The following is a 16,872-nucleotide window of genomic DNA, read 5'->3' as shown; positions in this document are numbered from 1 at the left end:
CAACCGACCCATCCAAGCCTCCAATCCGTTGATCGGAAATCCTGAATCTGATTTGCTACGCCAAATCAACGCGATAAATGGGTTTGAACCCTAGGCTCAAGCGCTCGACCAAAACCCCACTCGAAAAACCAATACTCATAATTCCACTCCGTTTACTGGAGCAGACCGTCATTCCTCGCCAGCTCAGCCGTCAACCACCATCATGATGTTCCCACAACGTTCTTCACTTGGCCAAAATCCCAGCTTCGGGCCGACCGGGCCTACTTACACCAGGCTTCCATCGTAACATTGTTTTCTTGACAGGCATGGAGATATTCGTAAAGGCAGTCGAAGCCGGCTCGTTCACCGCCGCGGGAGAGGCAATGCAAATGTCCTCGTATCTCGTCGGCAAACACATACAAAAGCTGGAGCAGTATCTCGGCGTTCAGCTTCTTCATCGTTCCACGCGCCGACAAAGCCTGACAGATTTCGGGAGGACCTTCTACGAGCGGGCGAAGATCATCCTCTTGGAAGTCGAGGCCGCGGAAAGCATGGCGGCTGAAACGCGTTCTGTTCCAAGCGGCCGCCTCAGGATCAACGCGCCTGTGAGCTTCGGCATGCGGGGCCTTTCTCCAAGGCTGCCTGAATACATGAAGATGTATCCCAAAGTGTCGGTGGAACTCACACTCGCCAACCGGGCCGTAGACCTGATCGAGGAGGGCTATGACGTCGTGTTCCGGGTCGGAGAACTTTCCGATAGCGGACTGATCGCGCGTCGGCTCGCTCCCTACCGTCTCGTGCTGTGTGCCGCACCGTCCTACCTAAAGACACGTGGTCTGCTGATATCGCCCTGGGATCTGCAACAGCATGAGTGTCTTGGCTTTTCCCATACGGAGCTGCGAACGAACTGGACGTTCGATGGACCCGAGGGACGGGTCATCGTGCCCGTCACAGGCCGGCTCATGGTCGATCATGGCGAGCCATTGCTCTGTGCGGCACTCGAAGGTCTGGGCATCCTGCTGCAGCCGTTGGAACTCGTTCGGGATTCGCTCGATGCAGGTGCGCTGGTCGAGCTTCTGCCCGACTATAAGGTGCCGGCCCGACCCTTCCACGTACTCTATGCGCCAGATCGCCGGCTGACCCTGAAACTCCGGAGTTTTCTCGACTTTTCTGTCCTTGCCTTTGGCGCCTCCACAATGAAGGCCCCATGACAAAAGGAGGCTCCGGTCGATTGCCTGGTTCTGTGCCATTCCCACGCGTCCTGGAGACCCCGAGTCCGACCCACTGAGCCGGCCTTTTCCTCCGGTGGTGCCGCTCCGAGCCGCACGCGGCGATTCGTTGCGTTTTATTCCAGCCGTATAGCCTGCCTCAGGCTCTCGACCGGTTGCTGGCGATCCATTTCCCGAAGGTCGCCATGAAGGCGGTGAGGAACTTTTCTGTATTCCCGTTCATTAGCTTTCCGCTCTCGTCGAGCAGGTTCCCGACGCCGCCGATATAGGCTTCCGGCTGCTGGAGAGTCGGCACGTCGAGGAAGACGAGGGACTGGCGCAAATGATGGTTGGCTCCGAAGCCGCCGATCCCGCCGGGCGAGACGCTGACGACCGCACCGGGCTTGCCGCTCCACACGCTCTTGCCGTACGGCCGGGACCCGACGTCGAGCGCGTTCTTGAGAACCGCGGGTACAGAGCGGTTGTATTCCGGTGTCACGAACAGGACGGCATCGAAACCCTTTACCTTGTCGCGGAACGCAATCCAGGCGGCAGGAGGCGTCTCTTGTTCGAAATCCTCGTTGTAGAGCGGAAGATCACCGATCTCGACGATCTCAAACTTCAAGTCCTCCGGTGCAAGCCCGATGAGCACATGAGCCATTTTGCGGTTGAACGAGGCCTTGCGCAGGCTGCCAACAAGAACGGCGACGGATGTGGTCATGGCGTTTTTCCTTACGAAGTTGATTGTGATGCAGGTTGACCGGTTGGAGAACTCAGTTTGTCATCCCGACCCATTGCGGTGGCCGCCATGGACTTGTCTCAGCTTGAAGCAAGCGAGCCTTCTCACGGGTGACCGACCAGGGCCGCAAGGCCTCGCCGCCGCATCGTGAGAACAAGGGCCAGCAGGATAAGGAGCACGACGACGGCGCCGGTGATCATGGCCGGCACGATGTAAGGCTGCATCCGAGCGAGTAGCGGCTGCGGTCCGCCGGTGCGGGAGACGGCCACGTCGGCCGGCGTCACACGGGCCTGCGGATTGCCATAGCTGGACAGCACATAGTTGGAGATGTCTGCCACCTGCAGATCGGAGAGCGTGCCCACGAAGGAGCCCGTCCCGAAGTGGGGCATCAACACCTCCTCACCGCCCGCATTGCGCTCGATGCCGTAGAGGATGGTGGCAACGAGGTTTGCCGGCTCGATGGCGCCGGTGGCGGTGTTGTGGAACAGCGAGGGGTAGGCCTGGTTCTCGCTGCCGGCGCCGTTCGGCTGGTGGCAGCTGGCGCAATAGCCGCTGTAGAGCTCCGCACCGGTGCGCAGGCTGTCATGGGCGTTGGATGGGAAGACGCCGCGGATATCGGCCTCGTTGCTGACTGGAGTGCCGATCTCATGCGCTGGCTGTGTCTCGCGTGGATCGCGAATGGCGGGTGCCGACTTCAGGTAGACCGCAAGCGCGCGGAGATCGGCCTCGGGCAGATGCTGCAGGCTGTTCTCGACCGCCTCGGCCATGCCGCCGCCGGCCTGGTTCTTCCCGTCCGCATGGCCGGTGCGGAAATAGGTTACCAGCTCGTCGGTGCTCCAACCGCCAATGCCGCTTACCGGGTCGGAGGTGATGTTGGGGGCGAACCAGGAGCCGACGAAGCCACCGGCGAGATAGGCGCTCGAATCCTCGCCCATCAGCAACCCGCGCGGTGTGTGGCAGGAACTGCAATGGCCGAGTGCGCCAGCAAGATAAGCGCCGCGGTTCAGCTCCGCGCTCTTCGCTGGGTCCGGCTGAAAGGGCTCCTTGCGCGCATAGATGAGGTTCCAGGCGACCATGGAGAGGCGGATATTAAAGGGGAAGGGCAGCGCCGTTTGGACCTTCGGCGCGTCGTCGACCGGCTGCACGCCGTGCATGAAATAGGCGTAGAGGGCACGGATGTCGGCGTCGGTCAGCTCGGCATAAGCGTCATACGGCATGGCCGGATAAAGATGTGCGCCGTCCTTGCGCACGCCCTGGCGCACGGCGCGCGCGAAATCGGCCTCCGAATAGGTGCCGATACCCGCCATCTTCGACGGCGTGATGTTGGTGGAGACGATTGCGCCGAGCGGCGACTCGATGGCGTAGCCGCCAGCGAACGGCTTGCCGCCGCGCGGGGCGGTGTGGCAGGCCATGCAGTCGGCGCCGGTGGCGACCATGCGGCCCTGCTCCACCAGCACAGTGTCAGGGGCGTCCTGGGCCTGCGCACCACGGGGGGCGACTGCGATTACTAGCGTGGTGCACAGGAGGGTGGCGGAGAATGCGTGTGTGAGCTTCATCGTCAGGCCCTCAGCGCGCGGGAGATGTCGTCCGCGGCCTTGATGCCGAGGGCAGCCATGGTCAGTGTCGAGTTGACCACGCTTGCCGAGGGCATGGCGCCGCCACCGGGGATCCAGAGGTTGGCGTGGTCGTGGGCGCGGCAATTGCCGTCCACCACGGAGGTCTTTGGGTCGGCACCCATGATGGTGCCCCCCATGATGTGGTTGTTGGCGTTGAGCGCCGTAGTGATGTTCAGCTCGGTGGCGTTGAACAGGCCCGCGATCTGCTTCAGCTGCGCCACCGAGGCCTCGTAGCCTTTCCGGACATAGTCGCCCACGTCGTAATAGACGTCGGGGCAGGCAATGCCATGCGGGTCGCGGCGGGTCGTGCTGAGCGTCACGCGGTTCTTTGGATCCGGCAGCGGTTCGAGGCTGATCGACAGGTCAACGCCATGGATGGTGCGCTTGCGGATCTCGGCGTCGAGCTCCGCGCCCACGAGGCCCGCCTTCAGCGCCGCATTGGTGGCGGAGGTCACCTGCGTGATGTTGTTGAGGATCATCTTGTTGGCTGAATAGTCGGAGCGGAACGCACCGTCGCGCGGGCCGACGAGGCAGCTGCTCTGCGCCGGGCCACGGCCGACCCAGAGCGGCTCCTCCGACTGGAAGAAGCAGTGGAAGCCGGAATGGTCCATCATGTTGCGCCCGACCTGGTCGGACGAATTGGCGATGCCCGCCGTCATTGGCGGCGGCCAAGAGCATGCGCGGCGATTCCAGCGAGTTGCAGGCGATGACGAAGGCCTCGCCAGTCGCCTTATGCGAGCGGTGCTCGTTATCGTACCAGTGGACGGCGGTGACGCGGTTATTGGCGTCGGTGTCGATGCGATAGACGACGGATTCGGCCAGCACCAGCGCGCCCTTTGCCTCGGCGGCCTCGACGGTGTGGATGCCATTGTACATAGCGCCGATCGGACAGATGGGCTGGCAATTGTTGTTGCCGCAGCAGGTAGGACGACCGTTCCAGGGCCGGGTGCTTCGTCCCTGAGGGATCGGCACCGAGCGGAAGCCGTGGGCATTGACCACCTCGGCGAAGCGCTTGTCGCCATAGCTCCACGGCACCATGTCCATCGGATAGGGCCGGCTGCGTTCGGCGGGCGACTGCAGTGCGGGATCGTTCGGCCCGGCGACCCCCATGGCGTCCTCGGCGCGACAGTAATAGGGCTCCAACTCGTCATAGGAGATGGGCCAGTCGAGACCGACGCCGTAGGCGGAGCGCATCTTCAGGTCGACCGGCAGATGCCGCCAGCTTGAGGCGGCCCAGTGCCAGGTCGTGCCGCCCACCGTCTTCAGATAGCCCTGTTTGAAGCCTTTGCCGTCCGGGCCGGAGAGCTCGACGAAATTGTTCTCAGGCCAATAGAGCGGGGCGGGCGCCCATTTGGACTGCGGGAACAGGCCTTGGAAATCGGAGCCGGCGCGGTTCTGGAACGGCATGTTGCGCCAGTTCTCGACCGCCTGGGCACGCTGGATGCGCAGCCCGGCATCCAGCACCAGGACGGCCTTGCCTTCCGCGGCCAACTGGTCGGCGATCAGCGCGCCGACCACGCCCGAGCCAACGATCACGACATCGGCGACCGCGTCGCCATTGGAAAAAACGGGGCGTTTCACGATCAGAGAACCTTCGGGCTATTCATGGGCATGCGGCTGATGCCGGGTGGCAAGTCGCTCCACCACATGGGGCCCTTGTTGCAATAGGTCGGGACGGTGAGACCGTCGGCGACGGGCGTGTACATCAGCGCGTCTCTATATGCGACGACGACTGGGCCCTTCTGGGTGTCCACGGTGCCCTTGTACCAGGCGGCAATGATACGCATCAGCTCGCCGTCGAGGCCTGCCTCAACGGCCGCAGCCTTGAGCGCCTGCGGGCTCTGGCCGGGCGTGGCGAAGCCAGCGAGGTGGGCGATCTCTGCGCCCATGCCGTCGTCGGAAAGGGCCTCGAAGATGCGCTGGGCGGTGACGGGCGAAAGCTCGGTGCGCCCGGTCGCGATCCTCGATAGATCGAGAAAGGCCCTAGCGTCGTCGGCGGGGGCCGCGAGGGCCTGCGGCGTGGGCAGGGCGGCGAAGCCGAAAAGGATGAAAGCGGTGCTAGTGAGGAGGGCGCGGCGGGAAATTGGCGCGGCGGTAAATGACGCGCAGCGAGGCAAAGCTCCATCGACACCAGAATGGCTTCTAGCGGTCAAATTGATTCCTTCTCATAGAGCGAAACGATGCGTGTTGGGCCGGGAAAAATCCTAGCATTTTTAGAATAGATGCAGAACCGGCGGCGATATAGTGCGTGTTCAGTCTACTGACTGTAGACCTTGCGGATATCCGGCGCGTCGGGCGGCCGCTTTTGCGTCCGGTTCTTCGGCCGGCTGCTCCGGCGACGGGACGTCGAGCAGGCTTCGGCACAGGTCCAGCTTCAGTTGCTGATGGCCATTGGCAAGTAGGCCGTAATGACGAATGCGGTGAAAGCCGTCTGGAACGGTGTGAAGCAGGAAGCGGCGGATGAACTCGTGGGCATCTAGCGTCATCACCTCCGGCCTGCCGCCCGTTCGATAACTTATAAGCCTCCGGTCCGTCGAGGCATTCAGGCATTGGCGCGTACCTGAATGCTGATGCCAATCAGAGTCAGAATCGGCGGCAGAACGAAACACCACATTCCAAGCTGGATGTATGTGAGCGCCGCCAAGGCACAGCCCAACGCAAAGGTTGCAACGGCAATAGCCAGTCGGACAACGCCTGACTTGATCGGAGCAGAGTCCACGCCAGCCTTTGGACTAAGCAACGCTGCGACATCCAACATGATCTGGGTGGTCGTTCCCGTCATTAACGTCGTGGGAGGAGCACCGTTTAGGCGCACGCGATGAAACCCATTTTGAATAGCCATTGCCGCAACAATTAGCATGCCAGTTGTGATCAGAGGCAGGCCGTCCGGATTGTCGAACTTGCCAAAGTGGATCGCCAGCGCCGCCGCTGCAGACAGCAACAGGAACTGAACGCAGAGCATAGTCACCATGGTTCGCTTGCCTGACATCGAAATTCGGAGCGACACCGTGCGCGCGATGAGGATTGCCACGCAGAAGACCGGCAACGCCAACAATTTGCTGAGAATGCCCGAACTATCGTGAGCGATAGCTGCACCGATCATGACGAAATTACCCGTCACGTGAGCAGTAAAAAGGCCATTCAGAGCAAGAAAACCTGCAGTGTCGACATACCCACCGATGAAGCTAAGGAGTGTCGCGAGAGGATTTTTCATTCAGCGCTCCAGATAATATTTGCTCCCCGATATCGCCATATGGCGGTCATTAGCATGATGCAGGGACTGGGTGGCGCATAGACGACTGGAAGCAGGCGGCGTCAGCGGCCGCCTGCTCCTGACGCCTTGGTTCCACACGTCCCACGAACGCTAGCCGCCTCGATGGCCGGTTTGCGTCCAGACACGTCGTCCTATCGATCAGGCCTCGGCGGTGATCAGCTCCGCTGCCCGATATCCGATGAAGACGGTCGGGGCGATGGTGTGCCCACGGATGAGGCTCGGCATCACCGACGCGTCGGCCACGCGCAGACCAGCCACTCCCTTCACCTTGAGGTCCGGGCCCAGGACGGCGGCGGCATCGTCGGCCGCCCCCATTCTGACCGTACCGACCGGATGGAAAACAGTGCCGATGTCCTTGCGCACAAAGGCGGCAAGTTCCTCGTCACTGGCGTCCTTTGGAGGAAACACGGCTTCCGCCCAAGGTGCCAGCACAGAGGCCGAGGCTATGCGCTGAGCAATGCGCAGCCCGCTGACGAGCGTGCCGATATCTGCCGGATCGCTCAGATAGCGAGGATCGATGACAGGCTTGGCATACGGGTCGGCCGACGCCAGACGCACTGTGCCACGGCTCTTGGGCTGCAGCATCACCGCTCCGATGGTAACGCCCGAGCGGCTTTCTGCGTCGCTCACATTCCCGAACTCGCCCGGCGACGTATTGTACGACAGGAGAAGTTCGATGTCGGGAACCTTGGCGTCCCCGAGCGTCGCCCAACCTACTCCGTTTTCAGGGAAGTAGTTCGCCCGGCCCGTGTGATCGTTCAGCCACTGATTTGCATCAGCGTCGGACAAGCCCATTGGGACGGAACCATCAACACCCGATTTCGCCATCGTGTAGGCGTGCGAATAGATGTGATCCTGTAGATTTGCACCGACTGCCGGTGAATCGACAAGGGTCGTGATGCCCAGGGCTTCCAGATGCTCACGCGGACCAACGCCGGACAGCATGAGGATTTGCGGCGTGTTGAACGCGCCAGCGGAAAGGATGACCTCGCGCCGCGCGCTCAGGGTGCGAACGCCGTCGCCATCGCGGATCACGACCCCCGTGGCTCGCCCGTCCTCGATCACCACCCGCAGGACATGAGCGTCCGTCACGATGGTGAAGTTGTCGCGCGCACGAACCTCTTGCGTCAGGAAGTCGTCGGCGACCGTGCTGCGAACGCCGTTGCGGAACAGCGTCTGGTAACGATCGGCGACAAACGGATCGGCCCCGGCGGAATCACCGAGCGCGCCCAGACCGATCTCGACGAAGGCATCGCGAAGTTTCTCCGAAAGATCAGTCGGCGTGGAGATGTCCTCCATGTGGATCGGACCATTCTGGCCTCGCAGCGTATCAGGTCCGCGGTCTGTATTCTCGACCTTGCGGAAGGCTTCGACCGCCGCGGCGCCGGTCCATCCCGCAGCGCCGGCCGCTTCCCACGCGTCGTAATCTTCAGGCCGACCGCGCAACCATGCCCCGATGTTGAGGACGTTCGAACCACCCACCGCCCGACCGCGTGGGTGGGCAATGCTGCGCCCCCCGAGCCCCTCTTGCGGAACGGTCGCATAGGCCCAGTTCTTGTCGGAATTCCACGTTCGGACGAAGCCCCCCTGACTGCGGCCAATGTCATTTGGGTTTTCGTCGCCCGCCTCCACAAGGGCTACGGTCACCTTCAGATTTTCGCTCAGCCTTGCGGCCAGTACGGATCCGGCGACGCCTGCGCCGACAACGATATAGTCAAACTCGGTCATTGGGGTTCCAATCTGCTACAGAGGTCAGAGGTGGCGCCGTCCTCGGCGCGTTTGTCAGTCACCGCTAGCATGTAGTCAGTGGCTATAACGGCAAATATGCTTCAAAGGGAGAGGGTGTGGCAGAGGCGATGATTGTCGCCTCCACGGGCCTCGCAAACCTAACGATAGCGTTCAGGTCTGATGATATATTACGGCGAGGCGGTGTATTCTAACTGAGAAGCTGCGGAATCTCCGCCGGCAAATAGTCGAGCAAACCGCCTCTCTTTTCCGGGATCAGCCCTTGGGATCGGTCGGCGGCTCACCGAACAGCTTTCCTGCGCCAGCCCAGTCGCTGGGAGCAACATCCTCGAAAATGACGTAGATATAGCTCGCGTCGGTTCCCGTGTTGCGAACAATGCTTTCGGTGATTTCCGCAGCGACCTTCTTCTTCTGTTCGTAGTCCTTGCCTTCGAACCAACTCACTCTGACTACCGGCATGATACATTTTCCTTCATCTCTGTGCCCGATCGCTTCTCGACTGTGGCAAATGACAATGCAATAATTTACTGTGTCCTGGCGGCAATTAAAGGGGCGACGAAAGCGACTCTGTGTAGAGTTGTGGTCGTCAATCTGCCGGAGAGCCGCCGAGTGATTCACCCTCCGGCCTGGGTCTCTACGTACTCGTTGCAAACCGGGCGGGCGGGCCTTGTGGGGGAACCTTCGGGCGGCGATCAATCAAGGTGTCTGGGCCGATCCTCGCCCGGAGCGGTGCAGGAGCAGAAAGTGTTTAAATGGGGCAAATAGATCATCTCGCCGGCGTTCAGGCCTTTGTCGAGGCAGCAGAACACCTGAACTTCACCGAAGCCGCCCGCGCGCTGGGGGTGACCAAATCCGCCGTCGGCAAGAGCGTGAGCCGTCTCGAAGCCCGGCTTGGCGTGGAGCTCATTCACCGCAGTACACGCCGTCTCGTGCTGACCACCGACGGAGAAGCCTACCTTGCCGTCGCACGGCGGGCACTCGAAGAGATCAGTGCAGCCGAAACCTTTCTGTCGAGCGGTAACAGCGACATTGCCGGAAGGCTGCGTGTCGACGGGCCAGCGGCCTGGGGTCGCGAGGTCCTTTTGCCGATCCTGGCCGAGATCGCGCGGGAGCATCCCGGGCTGCATCTTTCCATGACCTTCACGGATCGCATCATCGATCCTCTCGAAGAGCGCGTCGATCTCGTCCTCCGGTTCGGCGAAACCGCGGACACCACCGGCCTCATCACGCGAAAGCTGGCCGAGCAGCGCGCGCCGCTGGTCGCAGCACCGTCATATCTTGCGCGGAAAGGAACTCCCAGGACGCCGGAGGACCTCAATCGTCACGACTGTATCACGGGGGTCAGGCGAGACGTGCCGATCGGCTACCGGATTGCACGGGAATCTGGCCCGATGGAACGCTTGCATGTCGTGCCGACACACGAAATTGGCGACGGCTCGGCCGTGGTGGAGGCGGCTATAGCGGGACTTGGGATCGCGCAAATGCCTTGGTCGCTGGTCGTAAAGGGGCTGGCTGACGGGCGTTTGATCGAAGTCCTGCCCGAATATGGAACGGTGCCTGTCGGCATCTATGCCTTATGGCCTAAGACCCGCCATCTTCTGGCCCGAGTGCGTCACGTTGTGGATGTTTTGTCGGAGAAGGGACAGCGAGGCGAGCTGTAAGCCGCCAGCGCGCCCTGATCATCCACTATTCTTGTGAAACTGCCGAATACTTGCCCAGGCAGATGCCGGTCCACCGGAGTATGGCGCATCTGCGCGCCGAAAGCCGCCGTAAACCGCTAGGGTCCGGACCCATAACGGCATTTCCAGGGTCGGAAGATCGTGATTCACTGCCTGATCACGGAGGCAGTGATTTGGCTGATTTCTTTTGGTTTTCCGATACACAGTGGGCACGGATCGAGCCACTGCTTCCGACCGACGTGCGCGGCAAGCCTCGCGTGGATGATCGCCGTGTGTTGAGTGGGATCGTTCATGCTCTTCGTTGCGGGGGGCGTTGGGCCGACTGCGCCAACGTCTATGGACCCAAGAAGACGCTCTATAATCATAATCGGTTTGTCCGCTGGGCAGAGCGCGGCATCTGGGAAGACATCTTCAGTGCGCTGGCAGGGGCGGAAGATGCGCCGGACCGGCTGTTCATCGATAGCAGTTGCATCAAGGTCCACCGCTGTGCGGGCGGCGGAAAAGGGGGGCCTTGGCTCATGGTATCGGCCGCACGAAAGGCGGACGAAACACCAAGCTCCACGCCGTCTGCGACGAGAAGGGCCGCCCCTGCGTCCTGCTCCTAACGCCCGGAAACGTGCACGATTGCAAGGTTGCGCAGCTCTGCATCGGTGCGATGCCACCCTCTGCCGAACTTGTCGCCGACAAGGGGTATGATAGCCAGGCGCTGCGGGAATGGCTGGTCGAGCGTGGCACCGAGCCCGTCATTCCGCCCCGCAAGAATCGCAAGATCCAATACGATTATGACCGCGCGATCTACAAACAGCACAACGTCGTCGAACGCATGTTCTGCCGCTTCAAAGACTGGCGACGCATCGTTTTGTCCGCCATGAGCAAGAATCAAATCGGGTCCGTTCGCGCCTGGTGCGCGTTGCTGGCGCGCTGTGAAGGCTCGGATGCCAGCTACGAAACCTGGAAACAGGTTTTTGCGCGGCTGCATGATGCCACGCCACCTGGATGATCGAAGCCCGATCTCATTGACCGGCACTTTCGCACAGATCGTGAGGGCAGATCAGAAGTAAGAGGGCGCTTGCCGTTATGCGGCTTCGAGAATCCGCAGCTCTACATGCAGGCCACACGAGGCCACCATGTTCACCAAGCTATCGAGGCCAAACAGGCCAATCTTGCCGCGCAACAGGTCAGAGACACGCGGCTGCGTGACGCCAAGGTGACGCGCGGCCTCTGCCTGGGTCCACCCCTGCGTGCGGATATGCTGCTCAAGCGCCATCATCAGCGAAGACCGCAGCTTCATGTTCTCCGCTTCGGCCGGAGTATCTTCAATGGCGTCCCAGACGCTGGTGAAAGACAGCTCACTCATTGTCCCAATTCCTCTACCAGTTCCCTGTAGCGTTTCGTTGCAAGGTCCAGATCCAGCTTACCGGTCTTCGGCGTTTTTTTCTGAAAGCAATGCAATACGTAGACCGCATCCGCGAACCTGGCCACATAGATGACCCGGAACGCATTGCCGTCATCTCGAATCCTGATTTCTTGAACACCCTGCCCGATCGTCGGCATCGGCTTCCAGTCAGTTGGCAATTGGCCGTTTTGCACCTTGTCAAGCTGGTATCCTGCTTCCTGTCGGGCTGAACCCGGGAAAGCCCTAAGATCGTCAAGGGACCGTCCCCGAAACTTCATTTTCTTACCCATGTGAAGCTTATACAAGATTTTGTATAAAGGGGCAAGTTTTCATGACACGCCCTTTCAGACCATGCTCTATTCCGCCGGCAGGCCGGCTCCACGCAACCCCGTACCGGATTTGCGCGCATGCGCGTGACGATCCTTCATGCAGCGCCGGGACAGACGCGCCAATTGCGCGAGATCCTTTCGCATTAATGCGGTGCCGAGGGGCGTCGCCCCAACCGAGACGATCCCGGCCACTCCGCTGCGGGACGGGCAATGACGGAAACGATTAAGCCTGATGGCCATCCTCGAACGATAAAGACGGCTGCCAAGAGTTTAGTGCCCGGTTTGACTTGCTATCCGCTGGAATTCGACTCGCCGGTAATTATGCCCGGCCGATCCGCACGGAGTGGATGGACAAGACCGACCGGCGGATTTTGTCGCCGGCTGCTTTCCAAGTGACCTGGAGCGGTGCCGGCGGGACTCCCAGCATGTCAATCAGGGCGTTGGATGACAAAGAGCGCGTTGGCCGATTGGTCAGTTCACATTTCGGCCATGGCGTGCTGACTTTCCATAGGGGAAATCCATTCTATTTTGGTGCGCAATCATCGATTGTCGATCCTTGACAATAAACGGCCGTAGCATCAAGCAGGGCACACCATTTTCAAAGGCGCAAAAGCTGATGTCCGACCGTCGCAACGACCCCGGCCCCGAAATCGAAGGGCTTATACGCAAGATCGAGCCCCGGCTGATCGCGCTTCGCCGCGACATTCACGCCCATCCCGAAACCGGTTTCGACACAATCCGCACAGCCGCTTTGGTCGCAGGGGAGCTGGGCGCGCTGGGGCTCGACGTTCGCACGGGCATAGGCCGAACCGGCGTGGTGGCCGAGATCATGGGCGGCCTTCCCGGACCTTGCGTGATCCTGCGGGCAGACATGGATGCCTTGCCGATCGAGGAGCAGACCGGTTTGCCGTACGCCTCAACTGTTTCCGGCAGGATGCATGCTTGCGGGCATGATCTTCACACCGCCTCGCTGCTGGGAACGGCCCATGCACTGGTCTCGCTCGCGCCGAGCCTACGCGGCTCGGTCCGCCTCGTCTTCCAGCCCGCCGAGGAAACGCAGGAGAGCGGCGCGGCCGCGATGGTGGCGGACGGCGCGGCTGAAGGCGCCGATATTGCCGTCGCCTTCCACAACCGCCCGGAGCTGGCGGTAGGGCAGGTGCTGCTGAATCGCGGCGCGAGTACCGCGTCAAGCGACGAGTTCAAGGTGGTGGTGCGCGGCAAGTCGGGCCATGCGGCGCGGCCCCATGCCGCCGTCGATCCGATCGTCGCCAGCGCCCACATGATCGCCCAACTCCAGACAGTGATTTCGCGCGAGATGGACCCGGCGCAGTCCGCCGTCCTGACCGTCGGCCATATCCATGGCGGCGCGACGCAAAATATTATTCCCGATGATTGCATGTTCGAGGGCACGGTGCGCTGTCGTTCGCCGCAGGCGCGCGATCTGGCCGAGGCCGCATTCCGCCGCATCTGCGAGGGCACGGCGCAGGCGCTCAACGCCACCGTCGAGATCGACTATGTGCGCGGCGCGCCGCCGCTGATAAACGACGACGCGCTGGTTGACCGCGCTTTCTCCGTGCTGGGCCACCAGTTCGGCTCAGCCCCGCATGTCGAGCAGGGATCGAGCTTCGGAGCGGAGGACTTCTCCTATTTCTCCGAACTGATGCCCTCGGTGCAGATATTCATCGGCTCGGGCCAGCCCGGCCGCGACGACCGCGTGCACAATTCCGACTACCAGCCCGACGAAGCCTGTATCGGGCAAAGCGCCATCGCGCTCACGCGCATGGCGGTAGACCTGCTTTCCTGATCGGCCAAACCTTCCGCCTCAACCTTTTTTGCCAAGGATGATTTCCGCATGAACATTACCCGCAAAACCTTCCTGCGCATGGGCCTCGCAGCCGTCGCCGGGCTTGCCGTCACTCCTTCCGCCCTTCTGGCGCAGGGCCGCAAGAAATATGTCTTCGCTACCGAAGGCGCGTTCCCGCCTTTCAACATGACGCGCCCGAACGGCGAACTGTACGGCTTCGAGCTGGACATGCTTGCAGAGATCGCGAAGCGCGCAGACTTCGACTACGAAGTGATCGCCCAAGCTTGGGACGGCATGATCCAGGGGCTGATCGACGGCAAGTACAATGGCGTGATCGACTCCGTTTCGGTCACCGACAAGCGCCTCGAAGTGGTCGATTTCTCGCTGCCCTACACGACCGGAGGCTCAACCTTCGCGGTGATGAAGGAAAGCGGCATCGAGCTGCCGGGCGCCGGTACTTTCGTCGATCTCGACGATGCGGCCGCCACCGATGCAGCCATTGCGGCAATCGCCAAGGTGCTGAACGGCAAGACCGTGGGCGTCCATGTCTCGACCATCCAGTTTGACTTCCTCAACAAGTATCTGGCCGACAAGGGCGTGACCATCCGCTCCTACCAGACCGGCCCCGAGGTCTATCAGGACCTGACCAACGGGCGGCTCGACGCCGGCATGGCCTCCGTCACCAACATCTCGGCCTTCCTCGAAAAGAACGTCGAGACCGCCACGGCCACCGGCCCATCCTTCATGGGCGGCGTCATGGGGCGCGGCGCGGCCATCGTCGTGCAGAAGGGCGACAAGAAACTGGCCGGGCTGCTCAGCAAGGGGCTGAAGGAAATGTCGGACGACGGCACGCTGGCCGACCTGTCGAACAAGTGGTTCGGCATGGTCGTGACGCCAACGCTCTGAGGCGGGATTGCCCGGCGACCTGACACTCATCGGCTTCGGGCCGGACGGATGGGGGCTGGCGCTTGCGCGCGCCGGCCTCATGACGCTTTATGTCTCGGTCTCGGCTTTCTTCTGCGGGCTGATGCTCGGCACGCAGATCGCCTGGGCGAGGGTGGCGGGCAACTGGCCGCTGCGCAAGCTGGCCGAAATCTACGTCACGATCTTCCGCGGCGTGCCGGACATCCTGGTCATCTACCTCTTCTATTTCGGCGGCCGTCAGGTGGTCACTGCCGTCGGTACCGCGCTCGGCCTACCGGGGCCGTTCGACATCAGCGGCTTCGTGTCCGGAATGCTGGCGATCGGGCTGATCTCGGCCGCCAGCCAGTCCGAGGTGCTGCGCGGGGCCTATCAGGCGGTACCGAAGGGCACGATCGAGGCGGGGCGCGTCTCGGGCATGACGCGGTTCACCCTGTTCCGCCGCATCATCGCGCCGCAGGCCATGGCGACGGCCGTTCCCGGCATGGGCAACCAGTGGCAGTCGGTGATTAAGGAATCCGCCCTCGTTTCCGTGACCGGGCTGGTCGAGACCATGCGTCAGGTTTCGGTCGCGGCGGGCACCACGCAGGAGCATTTCCTCTTCTATGCGGCGGGAGGTGTGATCTACCTGATCATCACCACGCTTTCCGATCAGTTCTTCCGCCTCGCGGAAAAGCGCAGCCTGCGCGGGCACGAGCAGGGCGGGGTCTGAGATGGATTTCGACTTCTTCGCGGGCATGTTCGCCCAGCTTCTCAAGGGCCTGCCGCTGACGTTGAACCTTGGCATCCTGGCGCTGCTGGGCGGGTTCAGCCTCGCGCTGGCCCTGAACCTCATGCGCGCCACGCGGATAGGCAATGCGGTCGCGTCGGCCTATGTCTTCGTGTTTCGCGGCACTCCGCTGCTGATCCAGATATTCATGATCTATTATGGGTTGGCGGGCTTCGGCTTCGTCCGGCAGAGTTTCTTCTGGCCCTTCCTGCGCGAGCCCTACTGGTGCGGGCTGCTGGCGCTGATCCTGAACGACGCGGCCTATACGTCCGAAATCCTGCGTGGTGGCCTGCGCTCCGTTCCAAAAGGCGCGGTCGAGGCGGGGCGCGTCTCGGGTATGACGCGGTTTGCGGTTCTGCGCCGCATCACCCTGCCCATCGCCATCCGGCAGGCGCTGCCGGCCTATTCCAACGAGGTGATCTCGATCCTGAAATCGACGGCGCTGGTTTCCACCATCACGCTGATGGAGGTTACGGGCATCGCCCGCGCTGCCGTCTCTGAAACATGGCGGGCGGTCGAAATCTTCCTATGTGCGGCAGTGATCTATCTCGCGCTGTCCCTTCTGGTGACGCGGCTTTCGGCATGGGTCGAGCGCCGTCTTTCGCCCTGGCAGTTCGGAGTGACGCCATGAGCCTCCCCTCCACCGCTCTTTCCATCGCCGGCCTGCACAAGAGCTTCGGCAGCAATGAGGTGCTGCGCGGCATCGACCTTTCCGCCAGGGACGGCGACGTCATCTCGCTGATCGGGGCGAGCGGCTCGGGCAAGAGCACCCTCCTGCGCTGCATACCCATGTTGGAAATACCCGATGCTGGAACAGTGACGGTGGGTGAGGACAGTCTTTCGCCCGAGGGAGGTAGGCTTACGCGCGGCCAGGAATCCGTGGCGCGGCGGATGCGCGGCCATCTCGGTTTCGTCTTCCAGAATTTCAATCTCTGGCCGCACCGCACCGTGCTGCAAAACGTGGTCGAGGCACCGCTCTTCGTCCAGAAGCGCCCCCGCGCGGAAGCGGAAGAGGAAGCAACGGCGCTTCTGGAAAAGGTCGGGCTCGCAGAAAAGCGTGACGCCTGGCCCGCACATCTTTCCGGCGGCCAGCAGCAACGCGTGGCGATCGCGCGCGCGCTCGCCCAGCGGCCCCGCGCCATCCTGTTCGACGAGCCGACTTCGGCGCTCGACCCGGAGCTCGTGGGAGAGGTGCTGAAGGTGATCCGCGCTCTGGCCGACGAAGGCCGTACCATGCTCATCGTCACCCATGAGATGGGTTTTGCGCGCGAGGTCTCGTCGCAGGTGGTGTTCCTGCATCAAGGGCTGATAGAGGAGGCTGGAACGCCGGAGCAGCTATTCGGCAATCCTTCGTCGGAACGTTGCCGCGCCTTTCTCAGCGGCCATTTCGACCGCAATCGCTAGAGGACCGT

19 protein-coding genes and 1 pseudogene are annotated in these 16,872 nt (G+C 62.0%); 9 read left to right on the top strand and 11 right to left on the bottom strand.

The features are described 5' to 3' along the window. Positions 1-305: 305 nt before the first annotated feature. The gene (locus tag BM413_RS31015) at positions 306-1,190 is read left to right on the top strand and encodes a LysR family transcriptional regulator (protein WP_091918698.1); all 885 of its coding nucleotides are present in this window, start codon (positions 306-308) and stop codon (positions 1,188-1,190) included. Positions 1,191-1,347: 157 nt separating this feature from the next. On the opposite strand, the gene BM413_RS31010 is transcribed toward BM413_RS31015, so the two are convergent. The 9 genes and pseudogenes from BM413_RS31010 to BM413_RS30975 form a co-directional block, all read right to left on the bottom strand. Beyond that, positions 1,348-1,908, bottom strand: a complete 561-nt coding sequence (locus tag BM413_RS31010; RefSeq protein WP_091918697.1) for an NADPH-dependent FMN reductase — start codon at positions 1,906-1,908, stop codon at positions 1,348-1,350. A 122-nt stretch (positions 1,909-2,030) separates the two neighbouring features. Beyond that, positions 2,031-3,482 carry a c-type cytochrome gene (locus tag BM413_RS31005; RefSeq protein WP_091918696.1) on the bottom strand — a complete coding sequence of 484 codons (1,452 nt, stop codon included), beginning with the start codon at positions 3,480-3,482 and terminating at the stop codon, positions 2,031-2,033. Between the two features lie 2 nt (positions 3,483-3,484). Then, positions 3,485-3,958 carry a GMC oxidoreductase gene (locus BM413_RS33480; RefSeq protein ID WP_210189013.1) on the bottom strand — a complete coding sequence of 158 codons (474 nt, stop codon included), beginning with the start codon at positions 3,956-3,958 and terminating at the stop codon, positions 3,485-3,487. Next, positions 3,906-5,123 carry a GMC family oxidoreductase gene (locus BM413_RS31000; protein ID WP_210189012.1) on the bottom strand — a complete coding sequence of 406 codons (1,218 nt, stop codon included), beginning with the start codon at positions 5,121-5,123 and terminating at the stop codon, positions 3,906-3,908. Before BM413_RS31000 ends, BM413_RS33480 begins: the two co-directional genes overlap by 53 nt. 2 nt (positions 5,124-5,125) lie before the next feature. Next, positions 5,126-5,695, bottom strand: a complete 570-nt coding sequence (locus BM413_RS30995; RefSeq protein ID WP_244538125.1) for a sorbitol dehydrogenase family protein — start codon at positions 5,693-5,695, stop codon at positions 5,126-5,128. Between the two features lie 234 nt (positions 5,696-5,929). After that, a pseudogene (locus BM413_RS33920) lies at positions 5,930-6,034 on the bottom strand (transposase); the annotation flags it as partial. A gap of 50 nt (positions 6,035-6,084) precedes the next feature. Continuing rightward, complete coding sequence (locus BM413_RS30985) at positions 6,085-6,756, bottom strand: YoaK family protein (protein WP_091918694.1); 672 nt, start codon at positions 6,754-6,756, stop codon at positions 6,085-6,087. A gap of 198 nt (positions 6,757-6,954) precedes the next feature. Beyond that, positions 6,955-8,544, bottom strand: a complete 1,590-nt coding sequence (locus tag BM413_RS30980) for a GMC family oxidoreductase (RefSeq protein ID WP_091918693.1) — start codon at positions 8,542-8,544, stop codon at positions 6,955-6,957. Between the two features lie 273 nt (positions 8,545-8,817). After that, complete coding sequence (locus BM413_RS30975; RefSeq protein ID WP_175544515.1) at positions 8,818-9,021, bottom strand: tautomerase family protein; 204 nt, start codon at positions 9,019-9,021, stop codon at positions 8,818-8,820. A gap of 293 nt (positions 9,022-9,314) precedes the next feature. Here BM413_RS30975 and BM413_RS30970 point away from each other — a divergent pair, with 293 nt between their 5' ends. Both BM413_RS30970 and BM413_RS30960 read left to right on the top strand, forming a co-directional pair. Next, entirely contained in the window at positions 9,315-10,223 is a 909-nt protein-coding gene (locus BM413_RS30970; protein ID WP_091918692.1) for a LysR family transcriptional regulator, read from the top strand. 484 nt (positions 10,224-10,707) lie between these two features. Next, positions 10,708-11,241 (top strand): IS5 family transposase, encoded by a 534-nt coding sequence (locus BM413_RS30960; RefSeq protein WP_091918690.1) that lies wholly within the window; start codon positions 10,708-10,710, stop codon positions 11,239-11,241. Between the two features lie 75 nt (positions 11,242-11,316). On the opposite strand, the gene BM413_RS30955 is transcribed toward BM413_RS30960, so the two are convergent. Next, entirely contained in the window at positions 11,317-11,598 is a 282-nt protein-coding gene (locus tag BM413_RS30955) for a helix-turn-helix domain-containing protein (RefSeq protein ID WP_091918689.1), read from the bottom strand. Next, entirely contained in the window at positions 11,595-11,927 is a 333-nt protein-coding gene (locus tag BM413_RS30950; RefSeq protein WP_091918701.1) for a type II toxin-antitoxin system RelE/ParE family toxin, read from the bottom strand. Before BM413_RS30950 ends, BM413_RS30955 begins: the two co-directional genes overlap by 4 nt. A 386-nt stretch (positions 11,928-12,313) precedes the next feature. On the opposite strand from BM413_RS30950, the gene BM413_RS32890 reads away from it, so the two are divergent. From BM413_RS32890 to BM413_RS30925, 6 genes are read left to right on the top strand one after another with little or no spacing between them, the layout of a single operon-like run. Further along, positions 12,314-12,526: a DUF6065 family protein gene (locus BM413_RS32890; protein WP_139238705.1), complete on the top strand. Its 213-nt coding sequence runs from the start codon at positions 12,314-12,316 to the stop codon at positions 12,524-12,526. Positions 12,527-12,582: 56 nt separating this feature from the next. After that, complete coding sequence (locus BM413_RS30945) at positions 12,583-13,770, top strand: M20 metallopeptidase family protein (RefSeq protein ID WP_091918688.1); 1,188 nt, start codon at positions 12,583-12,585, stop codon at positions 13,768-13,770. 48 nt (positions 13,771-13,818) lie between these two features. Continuing rightward, positions 13,819-14,676, top strand: a complete 858-nt coding sequence (locus BM413_RS30940; RefSeq protein WP_210189011.1) for a transporter substrate-binding domain-containing protein — start codon at positions 13,819-13,821, stop codon at positions 14,674-14,676. A 7-nt stretch (positions 14,677-14,683) separates the two neighbouring features. Beyond that, positions 14,684-15,403 carry an ABC transporter permease gene (locus BM413_RS30935; protein WP_280141876.1) on the top strand — a complete coding sequence of 240 codons (720 nt, stop codon included), beginning with the start codon at positions 14,684-14,686 and terminating at the stop codon, positions 15,401-15,403. A 1-nt stretch (position 15,404) separates the two neighbouring features. After that, positions 15,405-16,091 (top strand): ABC transporter permease, encoded by a 687-nt coding sequence (locus tag BM413_RS30930; RefSeq protein ID WP_091918687.1) that lies wholly within the window; start codon positions 15,405-15,407, stop codon positions 16,089-16,091. After that, a complete protein-coding gene (locus BM413_RS30925; RefSeq protein ID WP_091918686.1) occupies positions 16,088-16,864 on the top strand; it encodes an ABC transporter ATP-binding protein in 777 nt (258 codons plus the stop codon). The genes BM413_RS30930 and BM413_RS30925 overlap by 4 nt, the downstream gene beginning before the upstream one ends. The last annotated feature ends 8 nt before the right edge of the window (positions 16,865-16,872 follow it).

Origin of the sequence: Mesorhizobium sp. YR577 (assembly GCF_900116595.1) — a bacterium.
Classification (GTDB): Bacteria; Pseudomonadota; Alphaproteobacteria; order Rhizobiales; family Rhizobiaceae; genus Mesorhizobium_M.
The sequence above is the reverse complement of the archived record's forward strand: the minus strand, read 5'-3'. Positions and strand labels throughout refer to the sequence as shown.